At 72.3% G+C, this 15,402-nt stretch carries 12 protein-coding genes; 6 read left to right on the top strand and 6 right to left on the bottom strand.

Annotated features, from left to right (window positions below; translation table 11 throughout):
• Positions 1-47: 47 nt before the first annotated feature.
• The 6 genes from OG897_RS23755 (at position 48) to OG897_RS23730 (ending at position 6,939) form a co-directional block, all read left to right on the top strand.
• The gene (locus OG897_RS23755; protein ID WP_266659216.1) at positions 48-1,073 is read left to right on the top strand and encodes a DUF4190 domain-containing protein; all 1,026 of its coding nucleotides are present in this window, start codon (positions 48-50) and stop codon (positions 1,071-1,073) included.
• 139 nt (positions 1,074-1,212) lie between these two features.
• On the top strand, positions 1,213-1,965 hold the full coding sequence (locus tag OG897_RS23750; RefSeq protein WP_266659215.1) for a GntR family transcriptional regulator: 753 nt from the start codon (positions 1,213-1,215) through the stop codon (positions 1,963-1,965).
• Between the two features lie 248 nt (positions 1,966-2,213).
• Positions 2,214-2,393 (top strand): SPOR domain-containing protein, encoded by a 180-nt coding sequence (locus OG897_RS23745; RefSeq protein ID WP_266659214.1) that lies wholly within the window; start codon positions 2,214-2,216, stop codon positions 2,391-2,393.
• Between the two features lie 131 nt (positions 2,394-2,524).
• The gene (locus OG897_RS23740; protein ID WP_266659213.1) at positions 2,525-2,932 is read left to right on the top strand and encodes a (deoxy)nucleoside triphosphate pyrophosphohydrolase; all 408 of its coding nucleotides are present in this window, start codon (positions 2,525-2,527) and stop codon (positions 2,930-2,932) included.
• 329 nt (positions 2,933-3,261) lie between these two features.
• Positions 3,262-3,699, top strand: a complete 438-nt coding sequence (locus tag OG897_RS23735; protein WP_266659212.1) for an ATP-binding protein — start codon at positions 3,262-3,264, stop codon at positions 3,697-3,699.
• A gap of 654 nt (positions 3,700-4,353) precedes the next feature.
• Positions 4,354-6,939, top strand: coding sequence for a SpoIIE family protein phosphatase (locus OG897_RS23730; RefSeq protein WP_266660440.1), 2,586 nt, complete (start codon positions 4,354-4,356; stop codon positions 6,937-6,939).
• Positions 6,940-6,979: 40 nt separating this feature from the next.
• Here the strand turns inward: OG897_RS23730 and OG897_RS23725 are convergent, their stop codons facing one another.
• From OG897_RS23725 to OG897_RS23700, 6 genes are all read right to left on the bottom strand, one after another.
• On the bottom strand, positions 6,980-7,690 hold the full coding sequence (locus OG897_RS23725; RefSeq protein ID WP_266659211.1) for a PspA/IM30 family protein: 711 nt from the start codon (positions 7,688-7,690) through the stop codon (positions 6,980-6,982).
• A 58-nt stretch (positions 7,691-7,748) separates the two neighbouring features.
• On the bottom strand, positions 7,749-9,878 hold the full coding sequence (locus tag OG897_RS23720) for a TPM domain-containing protein (RefSeq protein WP_266659210.1): 2,130 nt from the start codon (positions 9,876-9,878) through the stop codon (positions 7,749-7,751).
• Between the two features lie 682 nt (positions 9,879-10,560).
• Positions 10,561-11,646, bottom strand: a complete 1,086-nt coding sequence (locus tag OG897_RS23715) for a LacI family DNA-binding transcriptional regulator (RefSeq protein WP_266660438.1) — start codon at positions 11,644-11,646, stop codon at positions 10,561-10,563.
• A 105-nt stretch (positions 11,647-11,751) separates the two neighbouring features.
• Positions 11,752-12,642 carry an arylamine N-acetyltransferase gene (locus OG897_RS23710; protein WP_266659209.1) on the bottom strand — a complete coding sequence of 297 codons (891 nt, stop codon included), beginning with the start codon at positions 12,640-12,642 and terminating at the stop codon, positions 11,752-11,754.
• A gap of 28 nt (positions 12,643-12,670) precedes the next feature.
• Positions 12,671-13,456: a succinate dehydrogenase/fumarate reductase iron-sulfur subunit gene (locus OG897_RS23705; RefSeq protein ID WP_266659208.1), complete on the bottom strand. Its 786-nt coding sequence runs from the start codon at positions 13,454-13,456 to the stop codon at positions 12,671-12,673.
• Complete coding sequence (locus OG897_RS23700) at positions 13,453-15,402, bottom strand: fumarate reductase/succinate dehydrogenase flavoprotein subunit (RefSeq protein ID WP_266659207.1); 1,950 nt, start codon at positions 15,400-15,402, stop codon at positions 13,453-13,455. Before OG897_RS23700 ends, OG897_RS23705 begins: the two co-directional genes overlap by 4 nt.

Below are 15,402 nucleotides of genomic sequence, written 5' to 3'. Positions count from 1 at the left end.
CCATGCGCCGGGCACCCCCAGCACCGCCGACGAGGAGCACCGTACCGATGGCGATACCCCCGCCGCCGCCCGAGCAGCCCTGGAACCCGCCCCAGGAGCCGAACCCGCAGGGCCCCCCGCCCCAGGCGTACGGGACGCCGTACGGCCAGACCCCCTACGACCAGACGCAGGGACCGTACGGCAGCCAGCAGCCGTACGACCAGGGGCAGGGTCCGTACGGCCAGTCCTCCTACGGGGCCCCGCCCTACGGCGGCGGTCCCTACGGCATGCCGCCCGCGCCGCCCGCCACCAACGGGCTCGCCATCGCCTCGCTGGTCACCGGCATCGTCTGCTGCGTGCCCCCGCTCGGCCTGATCCTCGGCCTCGTCGCGCTCTCGCAGATCAAGAAGCGCGGCGACACCGGCAAGGGCTTCGCGATCGCAGGCATCGTGCTGTCCTCGCTCAGCGTCGTCCTGGTGCTGGTGACGCTCTTCACCGGTGGGTTCCGCGCCTTCGTGGACGGCTGGGAGAGGGCCGGGAGCGGAACCAGCCGCTCCGTCACGGACCTGCGGGTGGGGCAGTGCTTCAACTCCGCCGACGGGTCGCTGGAAGGCACCACGTACGACGTGGACGTCGTGGGCTGCGAGGAGGCGCACGACGCCGAGGTGTTCGGCACCTTCGACCTGGCCGACTCGCGTACGTACCCCGGCGACGAGAAGATCAGCACCATCGCGGACAAGCGCTGTGCCACCGCTCAGGAGACCTACACCGGCGGCTCCGACGTCGAGTCGGACTTCTACTACCTGATGCCCGACCAGCGCGGCTGGCGGCTCGGCGACCGGGGCGTCACGTGCGTCTTCGGCAGCGAGTCGGGGGAGAAGCTCACCGGCTCGCTCCGCGGCAGCGGGACGGGTGAGTCGGGTGGGGCGAGCGGGTCCGGCGGGGCCGAAGGGGGCGTCGGTGGTTCCGGTGACCCGGATACCGACGGGGGCACCGGGGACGGCGGTGACACCGGAAGCGGTGGTAGTGGCGGTAGCGGCGGGAGTGGTGGGAGTGGTGGGAGCACCGGTGCCGGTGCGAAGGAAGAGGTGTAATTCCCCTCGCCCCTTACTCAAGGAAACATGCCTGGGTACAGCCGAATCATCACTTCGAGTGAAACCCTGGCCTTTGCTTGTGCTCAACAACCCACGGTTGCCAGGCTGTTGCTGTCTGTCAACCTGATGGGAGTGGCCAGTGACATTCGGTGAGCAGCCGGCTTATCTGCGCGTGGCGAGGGACCTGCGGCAGCAGATCGCCGACGGGAAGCTGCCGCCGCACACCCGGCTCCCTTCCCAGGCCCGCATCCGCGAGGTCTACGGCGTCTCGGACACCGTCGCCCTGGAGGCGCGCAAGGTGCTGATGGCGGAGGGCCTGGTCGAGGGCAGGTCCGGTTCGGGGACGTACGTCCGCGAGCGCCCGGTGCCGCGCAGCGTCTCCCGCTCCGCCTACCGGGGCTCGGGGTCGACCACGCCGTTCCGGCAGGAGCAGGCGGCCGACGGGGTGCGCGGCACCTGGGAGTCGCGCAGCGAGCAGGCCGAGGCGTCGGCGGAGGTGGCGGAGCGGCTCGGCATCGAGCCGGGCGAGCGGGTGATGCGCACGAAGTACGTCTACCGGGACGCGGGGGAGCCGATGATGCTCTCCACGTCCTACGAGCCCCTGGCCGTCACCGGGCGCACCCCGGTGATGCTGCCCGAGGAGGGGCCGCTCGGCGGCTGCGGGGTGGTCGAGCGGATGGCCGCCATCGACGTCGTCGTGGACAACGTGGCCGAGGAGGTGAGCGCCCGGCCCGGACTCGCCGAAGAACTGGCGGAGTTGGGCGGGGTGCCGGGGCATGTGGTGCTGGTCATCGAGCGGACGTACTACGCCTCGGGGCGGGCCGTGGAGACCGCCGACCTGGTGGTTCCGGCGGACCGCTACCGGGTCTCGTACCACCTGCCGGTGAGGTAGGCCGCCTTTCGGCGGGACGGTCACGTACGCGTCCGCCGATCGCCAACTCCCGCTCTGGCTGGGCGGGTTGATGTCCTCGCGGGGGCGCATCCTTTTGGGTGCGCCCCCGTTTCGGCGTCAACTCCCCAGTGTTTCTTGGCCAGATCGGTGTCTCTTTGTGAAAACTCATATCCGGTGCGTAAAGGTCAGGCGTAAGGTCGGGCATATGCGTACTGAGGTTTCCTGGGGACCCCTGACGGAGGCGCGCGATGAATGACGGCGGCGACCGGCTTGCGTGGTTGGTGGTGCGGCAGGACGACAACGGCAACCGCTATCGCGTGGGGGCGTACGCCACGCGCGCGGAGGCCGAGCGGAAGGCCGACCAGCTCGACGCCCACGGACACAAGCAGCTCTATCTGATCGAACAGGCTGCCGCGAAGCAGCAGTGAGGGGGATGGGCGGGAGAAGCGCGGATTCCTGCGCCGGTGAAACCGATCAGTTCCCCGGCACGTGAACGGCGTGATCCACACCGCGGACCGCGGTTCCGCGGCACGGGTGGCACACCCGTAGGCTCCGCACCATGACGGAGAGACTTGTCGTGGGCGGAGCCCTGTGCCGTGACGGACGACTGCTGGCCGCGCGCCGCAGCGCCCCGCCGGAGCTGGCGGGCCGCTGGGAGCTGCCCGGCGGGAAGCTGGAGCCCGGCGAGACTCCCGAGCAGGCACTGGTGCGCGAGCTGCGCGAGGAGCTGGGCGTGGAGACCGAGGCCGTCGCGCGCGTCCCCGGCGAGTGGCCGCTGAAGCCCGGGTACGTCTTCCAGGTGTGGACGGCCCGGCTGCTCTCGGGCGAACCCCGCCCGCTGGAGGACCACGACGAGCTGCGCTGGCTGGGGCCCGAGGAGAGCGACAGCGTGGACTGGCTCGACCAGGACCGCCCGGCGGTCGCGGAGGCGGTACGGATGCTGCGTGCGGCGGGCGCGGCAGGGTAGGCGGACGTACCAGGGCGGCCGGAAGCGTCCGGGCAGGCGGACGTACTCGGGCGGGCGGAAGCGTCCGGGTAGGCGGACGTACTCGGGCGGGCGGATGTGCCCGGTGATTCGTCACACCGCGCGACCGGCCGTTTCGTACGGGCTAACGCCGCCGGTCCGCAGGGGTCTGAACGGGGCAACGGGACCCAGCGCACGGGCGACCTCGTACGCCGTTCGTGCCACAGTGCGCCTATTCCCGGGATAGCTGGAGTCCGATATCGGGTATGTGCTGATTAACCCCCCGAAAAAGGACACTGCCTCTTTGGGGTCCGCTGCTGCTGTTCTGGGATGTGGTCGGCGTGCTGGACATTGAAGGCGCCTGCGCCGAGTGGACCTTCCCTGCCGAGCCCGACGCGGTCCGCACCGCGCGGCACGCGGTGCGCGACGCCCTGCGCGACTGGGGCCTCGGGGAACTCGTCGACGTCAGCGTCCTGCTGGTCAGCGAGCTGGTGACCAATTCCCTGCGGTACGCGTCCGGGCCGATCGGCGTTCGGTTGGTGAGGCTCGCCACCACCGGACCCCTCCCCGGAACCGCCGCGCCCGCCCCCGCCGTCCTGCGGGTGGAGGTCTCCGATCCGCTTCCGGATCCACCCCGGGAGCGGGCGGCCGGACCCGACGACGAGGGAGGGCGCGGAATTCAGCTGGTCGCCTGCTCCGCACAGCGCTGGGGGACCCGGCGCGGAAAGAGCGGCAAGACAGTGTGGTTCGAGCTGGCTCTGCCCGGTTAGAAGTGTGAAGGGACTTTCGATCACGACGTCATCCGGAATACCTCGGCCGACAGGTGCATTACGGCCGAAAAGGGCCGGGGGAAGCCCGGGAGGACGTCGCGATCGTGAACGCCGTGCCGACTGGGGCCGCAGTGCTGAATACTGCGGGCAAGGCCGGTTCCGGTGAGGTGAGCTGGAGGGGACGGGCGTGTGAACGAGATACCAGCGAAGGCGCCGACGCCCGGCGCGGCAGCGGGCGGTGCTCGCGGCGCTTGGGGCGCGGGCGGCGACGCTGCTGGAACGGCACGGGACGCTGTGGCGATCGGTGACGGCGGCGCTCTCGGAGGTGCGGGCGGCCTCCACGGAGGTGCTCGCGGCGCCCTCGGAAGTGCGGGTGCGGGCGGCACCGAAGGCGCAGGAGATCCCGGAGGTCCTGGCCGGACCCCGGGCGCACCGGGTTCCGCCGGAGAGGGCGGCGCCGAGACGCGTAGGGGCGGCGACGGCCTCGGCGCGGGACGGACCGGCGACGGGCCCGCACCGCGACCGGCCACCGCAGGTCCCGCCGCCGGGGAGGCCCGTACGGGAACAGGTTCCGCCGCAGGGGAGGCCCGTACCGGAACCGGCTCCGCTGCCGGGGAGGCCCGTACGGGAACAGGTTCCGCTGCCGGAGGCCCTCTGTGGCAGTCCAGCCCGCCCGGGTCGATCTACGACTACATCAAGGTGGCCTCCTTCTCGCTGGCCGCCGACGGCCGCGTCGAGCAGTGGAGCCGACGGGCCGAGGAGCTCTTCGGCGTCCTGGCGCACGAGGTCGTGGGCCGGGACCCGGTCGAGGTCTTCGTGCCCGAGGAGTACCGCACACGGGGGCACCGCGAGGTGGCCGAGATCCTCGACGGCAAGGAGTGGACGGGCCTCGTCCCGTTCCGGATGCCCGAGGCGGCGCTCGGTGCGGACGGTGGCGGCGGTGCCGAGGGGATCGCCGAGATCTATGTGATGCCCAGCGAGACGCAGACGGGCGAACGCGGTGCGCTCTGCCTCGTCGTCGACGTCAAAGCCCTGCGGCGGATCGAAACCGACCTCGCCGCATCACAGGCCATTTTCGGTCAATCTCCCTTCGGCTTCCTGCTGTTCGGCACCGACCTCGCGGTGCAGCGCACCAACCGGCGGTTCGCCGAGGTGTTCGGCGGCGACGCCGACGCGCACCGGGGCCGTACCGTGCACGACTACCTCGCCGCCCCCGAGGCCGAGCGGGTCACCGCCGCCCTGCGCCGGGTCCTGGACACCGGCGAGGCCATGACCGACATCCAGATCACCGGCACCGAACCCGGCAGCTCCGAGCGCCGCCACTGGTCCGTCAACCTCTACCGGGTGCACAGCGGTTCCGGCCGCCCGGTCGGGGTCGCGGGCCTGGCCACCGACGTCACCCGCCGCCACCGGGCCGCCCGCGAGGCCGCCGACGCCCGGCGCAACCTCGCCCTCCTCAACGAGGCGGGCTCCCGCATAGGCAACAGCCTTGACCTGGAGACCACGGCCCGCGAACTGCTCGGCGTCGCCGTCCCCGGCTTCTGCGACGTCGCCTCCGTCGACCTCTACCAGGGGCTGCTGACCGGCGACGAGGCCCCGCCGGGGGTCACCGACGGCAGCGCCGAACTGCGCCGCGTCGCCTTCGCGTCGGCCGTCTCGGACGCGCCGCTCGCCGCGCCCGGCTGCGTCGGCCCGGGGGAGGACCCGGCGGCGATCACCGTCGGAGCCGTCCACCGCTACCCCTTCGGCACGCCCTGCGCGAAGGCGCTGGGCAGCGCCCGCACCCGCGCCGTGCCCGGTGGGGAGGGCGACCTGGTGCACTCCACGCTCGCCGTGCCGATGGTCGCCCACGACACGGTGATCGGGCTCGTCCAGTTCTCCCGTACGAAGGGCAGCGAGCCCTTCGGGGAGCGTGACCGGGCACTGGCCGCCGAACTCGCCTCCCGGGCAGCCGTCTGCATGGACAACGCCCGGCTCTACCGCAGGGAGCACGAGCGCGCGCTGATCCTCCAGCGCAGTCTGCTCCCGCCGGGCGACCCCGAGGCCGCCGGGCTCGATATCGCCTGCCGCTATCTGCCGGGCAACACGGCCACCGAGGTCGGCGGCGACTGGTTCGACGTCATCGAACTCCCCGGTCACCGAACCGCGTTGGTCGTCGGCGACGTCATGGGCCGGGGCCTGCGCGCGGCCGTCGCCATGGGCGAACTCCGTACCGCCGTACGTACCTTGGCCCTACTGGATCTCGAACCGGCCGAAGTGCTCAGTGCGTTGGACGAGATCGCACGCGGACTCGGCACCCCCAGCGGCGCCCAGCAGGCGTCCAGGGCCGCCCACAAGTCCCGCGAGGCCGACCTCTCCGAGGTGTACCTCGCGACCTGCGTGTACGCGGTCTACGACCCGGTCACCCGCCGATGTACGTTCGCCAACGCGGGCCACCTGCCGCCCATGGTGGTCGAGCCGGGGGAGGAGCCGCTGCTCCTCGACGTACCGCCCGGCATGCCGCTCGGCGTCGGCGGCGAACCCTTCGAAGAGGTCGAGGTCGAACTCCCGGAGGGGTCCCTCCTCGCCCTCTACACCGACGGCCTGGTCGAGTCCCGCGACCACCCCCTGGAGGAGGGCCTGCGCGACTTCCGTACGGCGCTGAGCGGGCCCGCCCGCCCGTCGCCCGGCCATCACCCCGCGGCGTCGGCGCTGCGGGCAGGCCCCTTCCACTCCCTGGAAGACGTCTGCGACCACGTCCTGAGCACCCTGGACACCCGCCACGGCGAGGACGACATCGCCCTTCTGATGGCCCGCATCCAGGGCCTCCCCGCGGCCTCGGTCGGCGACTGGCGGCTGCCGCGCGAACCCCGCTCGGTGGGCCGGGCCCGCGAACTGGCCCGCGCCCAGCTGGTCTCCTGGGGCCTCGAAGACCTCGTGGACACCACGGAGCTGCTGGTCAGTGAGCTGGTCACCAACGCCCTGCGCTACGGAGAGGGCGAGGTCCGCCTCCGCCTCCTCCTCGACCGCACCCTCGTCTGCGAGGTGTGGGACGCGGGCCTCGTCCAGCCGAGGCGACGGCGGGCCCGCGACACCGACGAGGGTGGGCGCGGCCTCCAGCTGGTCGGACTGCTCAGCGCGGCGTGGGGGGCCAGGCGCACACCGCGCGGCAAGACGGTCTGGTTCGAACTGGCCCTGCCGGACGGCGAGTCGGCGGAACCCGCCGAACTGACCGTGGACCAGCTCCTGAGCATGTACTGACCGCTCGTCCCGTCCCTCGTCCTGTCTCTCGTCGCGCTGGTCACTTGTTCTTGAGGGCGGCCAGCCTGGCTTCGATCTCCGCGTCGTCGCCCAGGCTGTCCAACTGCTCGAACTGGGCGTCCAGCGAGGAGGCGGCCAGCTCCTGCTTGCCCATCGCCCGCGCCTCCTCGCGCCGCACCTTGTCCTCGAAGCGGCTCAGCTCGCTCGTCGGGTCGAGGACGTTGATGTTCCGAGCCGCGTCCATCATGGAGTTCTGGGCCTGCGCCGACTTCGCCCGCGCCACCAACTCGTCGCGCTTCGAGGTAAGTTCGGCCAACTTGCCCTTCATCTTCGTCAGCCCGTCCTTGAGTCCGTTCACCACCTCGGTCTGCGAGGCGATCGTCGGTTCGGCGGTCCTGGCCTCCTTCTCGGCCTGGAGCTGCCGCTGCAACGCCACCTTGGCCAGCCCGTCGAACGTGTCGGCCTCCGCGGCCGAACCGCCCGCCCGCAGCTCGTCGGCCTTGCGGCTGGCCGCCGAAGCCTTCCCGCCCCACTCGTGCGCGGCGTCGACGTCCTCGCGGTGGTCCTGCTCCAGGAGCCGCAGGTTGCCGATGGTGGAGGCGACCGCCTCCTCCGCCTCGGCGATGTTGGCCGTGTAGTCGCGGATGAGCTGGTCGAGCATCTTCTGCGGATCCTCGGCCTGGTCGAGCAGTGCGTTGATGTTCGCCTTGGCGAGCTGGGTGACCCGGCCGATGATGGACTGCTTGGACATGGCGTGCTCCCTGGATGGGGTGGGTGTCTGTGGACGTGTACGTCTCTGGGGCGCGGCCCTAGAACCGGCCGCCGCCGCCCCGGCGGCCCCGGGTGTCGCCGCCGCCGAAACTGCCGGGTCCCGCGCCCCCTCCGAATCCGCCGCCCCCGCCTCCTCCTCCGAACCCGCCCCCGTAACTTCCCCCGCCGCGCCCTCCGTTGAGGATCCCGCCGAGGATGATGCCGCCGAGCACGGCCCCGTTGAGGCCGCCGCCCTCCCCGCCGCTGATGCCGCCGCCCCCTCCTCCGTACGGTCCGCCGAAGCCGCGTACGTCCTGCTCGGCCAGGTTCTGCGCCTCGCGGGCGAGGGCGTCCGCGCGCTGGGCCTCGGCGAGGGCCGCCGGTGCGTCGCCCTCGGCCTGCGCCGCCGACTGCTCCAGGTGCCGCTGTGCCTCCGCGAGCCGGGTCCTGGCCCGGCTGCCGACCGCGCCGCGGTGGGTGGTGATGTAGTCGGCCGCCGCTCCGATGGCGGCGCGGGCGGTGAGCGTGGCCTGCCCCAGGAGGTCCCGGGCCCGCCGCCCGGCGCTCTCGCGCTCCCGCGCCCCGGCGAGGGCCTCGTCGAGCGCGGCATCGGCCTCCTCGATCCGCCGCAGGGCGTCGATCGGGTCGTACCTCCCGGCCCGGGTCTCCTCCCGTACGTCGCGTACGACGGCCTCGGCCCGCGCGATGCGCCCCCGCAGGTCGGCGGTGCTGGTGCCCGGCGTCGTACCGCCGAGGAGTCCGCGCGCGTCGGCGAGATCGGTGTCGGTCTCGGTCAGTGCCACCTCCAACTGCCCGTCCGCCTCCGCCAGTTCACGCTCCCGCCGCTCCACCGCGTCCACCAGTGTCCCCGCCTGGTCGACCGCGCCCTCGGCCGCCCGCAGGAACACGGCGGCCTGGCTGTTGTCGCCGGCGACGAGGAGCTGGCGGGCCTGGTTGAGGTTGCCGGTGGCGAAGACGAGCCGGTCCTTGGCCTGTTCGACGTGCCCGGCGACGGGGGCGGCGGCGGACTCCGCGTACCGGTCGTTCATCGCCCGCAGGGTGCTTTCGGCACTGCTCGTACGGCCGGTCAGGCTGCGGAAGGCGGCCTCGGCGGTGTCGAGGGCGGCCGGAGCGTTGCGCTCCAGCTCGCGCAGCTGGTCGAAGGAGTCGGACTCGGCGTCGAGGCGGCGATTGGCCTCGGCGCAGCGCGCGAGGATCTCGTCGAGCATCCTCCGCCTGGTCGGATCGTCCTCCGCGAACGCGTCGTCGAGCTGCTGCCGGATCTTGAACGCGGCCGTCAGCTCCCCCTTCGCGTACGCGAGCGCTTCCGCGAACGGCCGCGCCGCAGCCTCCCCGAACTGGGCGGTGGCGAAGCCGAGTTCCTCGTCACTGGTACGGATCGCGTCGTCGGTCTCGACGAGGGCCTTCTTGGCGCGGCCGTCGAGCTCGGGGAGGGGCGTGAGGGCGGGGGCTGCTTCCGGGGCGGCCCTTCCGGGGGTGCCCGCGCGATTCCGCTTCCGGCGGCTGTACGCGTACGCCGCGAGGGCTCCCGCACCGCCGACGGCGACGACGGGGAGCACCAGATCCCCGGCCGCGCCGTCCTCGGCACCGGGGTCGTGGACGCCGGGGGTGATGACCGGGGTGGGGACGGGGCTGCCGGAGAGGACGGCGGCGTACCCGTTCGCGGCGCCGACGGCGGCACCGGCCCAGTCGTTCTCGCGGAGGGCGGGCTTGACGGCGGTGGCGGAGACCTCGGCGAGCTGGGCGTCGCTGAGCCGGGAGTCCTGGTCCACGGAGTACGCGAACTGCCGGTCCTTCGTCGCGACGGCCAGTAGTACGTCGTCGCGGCCGAGGCCGTTGCGGGTGGCGGTGGTGTCGGCCCAGCTCTGGGCGGAGCGGCCGGAGAAGTCACGGACGTAGACGACGAAGAGCTGGAGGCGGTGGTCGGCGTAGAGCTTGTTGAGGGCCTGGGCGACGTCGCCGCGCCGGGAACCGAGGGCACCGGCCTTGTCGGTGATCTGACCGTCGGAGGAGAGGCGGACGGGATCGTCGGCGGGGACCGCTGCCGCTGCCCGTCCGGCCGGGGGTGTGATGTCCGGTGCTGCCGCGACGGACCATCCGCCGAGGCCGAGGAGGACGGCCAGCAGGGCGGTACGGGGTATCCGGGCGCGGCTCTCGGGAGGCGTCACATTTGGGAGGCTATGCCGGGGTCGTGCGCGGCGCGACCGCTGGGCGCGGGGCGCTGGGCGCGGGCGGTACGGGGGGTGGGGCTGGGCCCCGCACACAGTGGAGGCCCTCGGGGTGGGGCGGGGCCAGTAGCGGGGTGGGGCGGGAGCGAGGGGGCCGCCCCCTTGCCCGCCCGTCCCGCCCCCGGGGGGCGGCCCCGCTGCCCAAGGGGGCTGGGCGGAAGGGGGGCGGCCCTCTGCGAGAGGGGGCTGGGCGGAAGGGGGCGGCCTCCTGCGAGAGGGGGCTAGGCGCAGGGGGGCGGCCCCCCTTGCGAGAGGGGGCGAGGCGGAAGGAGGACGGCCCCCTGCGAGAGGGGCTGGCGGAGGTTCGGTCAGGGGCGCGGGGAACTGCGCGACCAGCCACCCACCCAGCCGCGCGGCCGAGCGCTTTAGGTGAAGGGGCGGGACCGGGGCAGCGCCGCAGGCAAACCGCCCCCCGGGCGCGGCCACCCCCGGCACGGAGCACACCCCGGGCGCCCCACCTCTGCCGGGTACGGAGACGGGGGCCGCACCCCAGGAGCCCCGCCTCTACCCGGCTCGGGACCCGGAGCCGGACCCGGACCCGGATCCTGACCCGGACCCCGAGCCGGACCGGGACCGGGACCGGGACCGGGACCCGGACCCGAACCCGCAGCCCCACCCCCGCTCAGCCCCCGGCAACGGAGCACCCACAGCTCCCCCTCCGCACCACACTCACCGGCAGCATCAGCGACGCCGGTTCCAGCGACCGATCCCCCAGCCGCCGCACCAGCAGCTCCACCGCCTCCTCCCCGAGCCTCCGCATCGGCTGCCGCACCGTCGTCAGCGAAGGCCGCACCACCCTCCCCAGCGGTATCCCGTCGAAGCCCGTCACCGCGATGTCCTCCGGCACCCGTACCCCTCGCCGCTCCAGCGCGTGCAGCGCCCCCACCGCCATCTGGTCATTGGCGAACAGCATCGCCTCCGGAGCGGCGGCCCCGCCGGCCTCCGCCCGGTCGAGCAGTGCCTCCGCCGCCCGCGACCCCTCGGCATAGGTCATCGACTCCGCCCGCAGAGCGGGCTCCGACGGCACCGGCAGCCCGGCCTCCCGGCACGCCTCCCGGAACCCCCGAAACCGCGCCTGGGCGTCCGGCGACGACGCCTCCCCACCCACGAAGGCCAGCCTCCGCAACCCGTGGTCGTCGACCAGATGACGGGTCAACTCCCTGACCCCGTCCGCGTTCGCGACCTCGATGTGATCCAGCTGGTCGATCTCCCGGGGCCCCGCCAGCATCACGATCGGCAGCCGCTGCGCGATGACTTCCAGGTCCGAGGTGGGCACCGTCTGCGACAGGACGGCGAACCCGTCCACCCGCCCCGCCACCTGCGCGACGAGGCTCTCGGGCCCGCCCTCCAGCGAGGCCGCGATCAGCAACGCGTACCCGTGCCGACGGGCGGCCCGCTCCATGCCCCGGATGATCTGGTCGGAGTACAGCATGACGACCGCCCCGTCGTCGTCGCCGTCCCCGTCCGCGAAGGGCCCCGAACCGCCCTCCCCGTCCACATCCGGATCCGCGTGGTCCGGGAAGCACAGTCCGAGCACTCCGGTCGTACGGCTGGCCAGGCCGCGCGCGCTGCCGCTCGGCACGTAGCCGAGGGTGCGCGCGGCCTCCAGCACGCGCTCGCGGGTGGCTTCCCGGACGGAGCCGGGGCTGCGGTAGACCCGCGAGACCGTTGCGATCGAGACGCCCGCCTTGTCCGCGACGTCGTACACCGTGGGAGCAGCACTCACCCGGAACCGTCCGTTCCATCAGGCCCGCGCCCACTCGTGTAAGCGCCTCCATGGCGCGGTCATGGTAACGCGCGCCACGGTCGCTCCTCAGGCGGCCGCGCGAGCCGCCTCCGCGTTGGCCGTCAGCCGCGCCACCAACAGCTCGACCTCCTCCTCACTCTGCTCGATGCCGAAGACCTCCGCCAGTACCTTCGGAACCTCGGCGGCCTCCAAGTCCCGCGTGACCGGCGGAAGTTCACCCCCGGTGTGCGTGGTCGTCCACTTCAGCTCGTCCAGGACGTGCAACGTGCCGGGCAGGACGCGCTGCACGTACAAGCGGTAGCTGAAGGGCGAGTGGGTACTCGTCGAGACGAAGTGGTTCGACATCCGGAAGTCCACCGGGTACTGCGGGGCGAGGGTGAAGTTGTGCCGCACCATCCACCCGTCGCCGTCCCGGTCGGTCTCCGGTCCGAAGGCGGGCTGCTGGAGCTCCCACCCGTGCGCCCCCGGGGTGATCTCGTCCCGCTCGCGCAGCCGGTACCGCCAGCCGTCCTGCTCGACCTCGACCCCCGCCTCCCCGGCGACCATCTCGACCGGCTCCAGCATGGACGCCCCGAAGCCGACGTCGCACAGCCACCGCCGCCCGTCCAGCTCCACGACCACCAGGGCGTGCGTCGTGGGCAGCATCTTCTCGCCGCCCATCACGACCCGCCCCTGCACCGCGAAGAACTCGAACCCGAGCGCCTCCAGCACGGCCGCGAACAACGAAACGTGCTCGAAGCAGTACCCCGCCCGCCCCCCGGCCACCAGCTTCGCCTGGAGGGACTCCAGGTCGAGCGGCACGTCGTGGTGGAGCATGGCGTCGATCGTGCTCCACCGCAGCCCGAGCACGTGCCCGCGATGCAGTGCGCGCAGTGCCTCCACCGAGGGGGCGCGCTCCCCCTCGTAACCGATCTTCTTCAGATACGCGTCCAGATCAAGCGACTCACTGTTCCACATGCCTGATCCAGCACGCCGGGGCCGGGACCTATTCCGGCCGCCGCCGGATCTTGCTCCCGAGCCACACCAGCGGATCGTACTTGCGGTCAACTGCCCTTTCCTTCAGGGGAATCAGCGCGTTGTCCGTGATCCTGATGTGTTCCGGACACACCTCCGTGCAGCACTTCGTGATGTTGCAGAACCCGAGTCCGTGGTCCTCCTGCGCGCTCCGCTTGCGGTCCAGCCCGCTCTCCGCCGCCGCGTCCAGCGGATGCATGTCCAGCTCCGCGACCCGCATCAGGAAGCGCGGCCCGGCGAAGGCGGTCTTGTTCTCCTCGTGGTCCCGCACCACGTGGCACGTGTCCTGGCACAGGAAGCACTCGATGCACTTGCGGAACTCCTGCGACCGCTCCACGTCCACCTGCTGCATCCGGTACTCGCCCGCCGCGACCCCCTCCGGCGGCACGAAGGCGGGCACCTCCCGCGCCTTCTCGTAGTTGAAGGACACGTCCGTCACCAGATCCCGTACGACGGGGAAGGCGCGCAGCGGCGTCACGGTGATCGTGTCGGACGGCGTGAAGGTCGACATGCGGGTCATGCACATCAGCCGGGGCCGCCCGTTGACCTCCGCACTGCACGAACCGCACTTGCCCGCCTTGCAGTTCCAGCGCACGGCGAGGTCGGGCGCCTGGGTGGCCTGGAGGCGGTGGATGATGTCGAGGACGACCTCGCCCTCGTTCACGGCGACCTTGAAGTCCTCCAGCTCACCGCCTTCCGAATTCCCGCGCCACACACGGAAGTTGGCCACGTATTTGGCAGATGGGCTCGTGGTCACTCGTACAGCTCCTCTTCGGCGAGGTACTTGACCAGCTCCTCCTTCTCGAAGAGGGCGAGCAGGTCCGGACGGATGGGCTCGGTCGTGGTCCGTACGAGCTCGATCTGACCCCGTACGGGGTCGGTGGCGGCCAGCCCCCCGGTCGGATCGGCGGGACGGCACAGCAGGTTCACGGCCCGCCAGGCGCGGTCCATGGCGGGGAAGTCCTCGCGGGTGTGCCCGCCACGGCTCTCGGTCCGCTCCAGCGCGGCACGCGCGACGCACTCGCTCACCAGCAGCATGTTCCGCAGGTCGAGCGCGAGGTGCCACCCCGGGTTGAACTGCCGGTGCCCCTCCACCCCGGCCCGCCGCGCCCGCACCCGCAGCTCGGCCAGCTTCTCCAGCGCCTGCTCCATTTCCCCCTCCCGCCGGATGATGCCGACGAGATCGTTCATGGTCTGCTGGAGTTCCTGGTGGAGCGTGTACGGATTCTCCGGCGGCCGCCCCGGCTCGTCGGACCCCGCCTCGGGACCCTCCGCGCTGAACGGGCGCAGTGCCTCGGCCGCCGCCGCGTCGATCTGGGCCTCGTCGATGGACGGCCGGGCGGCCCCCAGGTGCTCGGCGGCGTGCTGTGCCGCGTACAGCCCGGCCCGCCGCCCGAAGACGAGCAGGTCGGACAGCGAATTGCCGCCGAGCCGGTTCGACCCGTGCATGCCACCGGCGACCTCGCCGGCGGCGAAGAGCCCCGGCACGCCGCGCGTGGCGGCGGTGTCGGAGTCGACGGCGATGCCCCCCATCACGTAGTGGCAGGTCGGCCCGACCTCCATCGCCTCGGCCGTGATGTCGACATCGGCCAGCTCCTTGAACTGGTGGTACATCGACGGCAGCCGCCGCCGGATCGTTTCGGCGGGCATGCGCGTCGACACGTCGAGATACACCCCGCCGTGCGGGGTGCCGCGCCCCGCCTTCACCTCGGAGTTGATGGCACGCGCGACCTCGTCGCGAGGAAGCAGCTCGGGCGGACGCCGGTTGTTGTCGGGGTCCTCGTACCAGCGGTCCCCCTCCGCCTCCGACTCCGCGTACTTCTCCTTGAAGACGTCCGGCACGTAGTCGAACATGAACCGCTTGCCGTCCGAGTTCCGCAGCACGCCGCCGTCACCGCGCACGGACTCGGTGACCAGGATCCCCTTCACGGACGGCGGCCAGACCATCCCCGTCGGGTGGAACTGCACGAACTCCATGTTCAGCAGCGGTGCCCCCGCGAGCAGCGCCAGCGCGTGCCCGTCCCCCGTGTACTCCCACGAATTGGACGTCACCTTGAAGGACTTGCCGATGCCACCGGTGGCGAGCACGACGCTGGGGGCCTCCAGCACGAAGAAGCGCCCGGACTCCCGCTCGTAACAGAACGTCCCGGAAACCCGCTCCCCGTCCTTGAGCACTCGGGTCACGGTGCACTCCTGGAACACCTTCAGCCGGGACTCGTAGTCCCCCGTCAGCCGGAAGTCCTCCTGCTGAAGCTGGACGATCTTCTGCTGAAGGGTCCGGATCAGCTCAAGCCCGGTCCGGTCGCCGACATGGGCCAGCCGTGGGTATTCGTGCCCGCCGAAGTTCCGCTGCGAGATCCGCCCGTCCGCCGTGCGGTCGAAGAGCGCCCCCCAGGTCTCCAACTCCCATACCCGGTCCGGCGCTTCCCTGGCATGCAGCTCCGCCATCCGCCACTGATTGAGGAACTTCCCGCCCCTCATGGTGTCCCGGAAGTGCACCTGCCAGTTGTCCCCGGAGTTGACGTTCCCCATGGACGCGGCGATGCCGCCCTCGGCCATCACGGTGTGCGCCTTGCCGAACAGGGACTTGCAGATCACCGCCGTACGCGCGCCCTGCTCGCGCGCCTCGATGGCGGCCCGGAGCCCGGCCCCGCCGGCGCCGACCACGACGACGTCCCACTCCTGCCGTTCCAACTGAGTCAT

This window comes from Streptomyces sp. NBC_00237 (assembly GCF_026342435.1).
In the GTDB taxonomy this organism is placed as follows: domain Bacteria; phylum Actinomycetota; class Actinomycetes; order Streptomycetales; family Streptomycetaceae; genus Streptomyces.
The sequence above is the reverse complement of the archived record's forward strand: the minus strand, read 5'-3'. Positions and strand labels throughout refer to the sequence as shown.